At 53.0% G+C, this 1,322-nt stretch carries 2 protein-coding genes and 1 pseudogene; all 3 read left to right on the top strand.

Annotated features, from left to right (window positions below):
* Positions 1-718 (top strand): SDR family NAD(P)-dependent oxidoreductase (locus tag lacNas_RS10025; protein ID WP_201346822.1); only part of this gene is annotated, 718 nt, incomplete at its 5' end.
* Positions 719-831: 113 nt separating this feature from the next.
* Positions 832-1,023 carry a 50S ribosomal protein L32 gene (gene rpmF / locus lacNas_RS10020; RefSeq protein WP_003614010.1) on the top strand — a complete coding sequence of 64 codons (192 nt, stop codon included), beginning with the start codon at positions 832-834 and terminating at the stop codon, positions 1,021-1,023.
* 69 nt (positions 1,024-1,092) lie between these two features.
* Positions 1,093-1,322 (top strand): annotated as a pseudogene (locus lacNas_RS10015) (bifunctional metallophosphatase/5'-nucleotidase); the annotation flags it as partial.

The following is a 1,322-nucleotide window of genomic DNA, read 5'->3' as shown; positions in this document are numbered from 1 at the left end:
AAGCGCCAGCCGCGGGGCCACGGTCGTTTTGCTGGCCCGCCGGCTGGACAAGCTGGAAGAGATTGCCGCCGAAGCCAGAGAGCTCTCCGGCTCAGCCGCCTTTGCCGTAAAGGCTGACTTGAGCTCGGCCAGTGAGATCGAAGCAGCTTTTGACCAGATAAAAAAGCAGGTCAAGCACATCGATTACCTGGTCAATGCCGCCGGTTTTGGCAAGTTTGAAGAGTTCATGCAGGCTGACATGCAGGACGCCATGGAGATGTTCCAGGTGGACGTGCTGGGCCTGATGTACATGACCAGACTGTTTGGCCGGGTCATGATGGACCAGGGCAGCGGCCAGATCGTCAACTTTGGTTCCATGGCCGGCAAGGTGCCGACGACCAAATCGGCTGCCTACAGTGCCGCCAAGGCAGCGGTCATCCAGTTCTCAAACGTGCTGCGTTTGGAACTGAAGCCGTTCGGGGTCAAGGTGATGACCGTCAACCCAGGTCCGGTTTACACCAACTTCTTCAACATCGCCGACGCCAGCGGCCAGTACGTCAAGAACGTGCAGGCCTTCATGCTTGATCCAGACGACGTTGCCTGGGAAGTAGTGCACTACTTCGGCTCAAGCAAGCGCGAGCTCAACCTGCCGCTCAGCCTGGCCGCTTTGGCGAAACTTTACAATTTGTTCCCAACTATCGGGGACAAATTGTCACTCGAATTTGCCTCCCGCAAATAATTAAGTAAGGTTTTTCTTGATTTATTTGCCAGGCAATAGTATTATTTAATTACTTGAGTATTTAGGTCATCGACCTGGTACTGTGATACTACAATAAAGGAGATCAGTTATAAATGGCAGTTCCTGCAAGACATACTTCTAAGCAAAAGAAACGTTCACGTCGCGCTCACTTGAAGCTCAGCGTGCCAGCTATGCACTACGATGCAACCACTGGTGAATACCGTTTGAGCCACCGTGTTTCCCCAAAGGGTTACTACAAGGGTCGTCAAGTAGTCAGCGAAAACAGCGCTAGCGATAACGACTAATTTTAAAGACACCTGTTTTTCCGGTGTCTTTTTTTATGCAAAAAAATCAGGATTGAGGAATTTGGAAGAATGAAACTAGTCTTTTTACACTCAAGCGACACGCACGGCTACCTGCTGCCGACCGACTACCAGACTACGGGCGACTATGACGCCCCGTACGGCTTGAGCCGGGTGGCCAGTGCCATCAAGGCCGAGAAAGCCAAGTGGGGGGCAGACAAGGTCATCGTGACGGATGCCGGCGACTGCCTGCAGGGATCTCCTTTGGCCGCTTACACGCACGGCAGCCGGCAGCTGGACAA

Origin of the sequence: Lactobacillus nasalidis (genome assembly GCF_016587775.1) — a bacterium.
Lineage (GTDB): Bacteria > Bacillota > Bacilli > Lactobacillales > Lactobacillaceae > Lactobacillus > Lactobacillus nasalidis.
The sequence above is the reverse complement of the archived record's forward strand: the minus strand, read 5'-3'. Positions and strand labels throughout refer to the sequence as shown.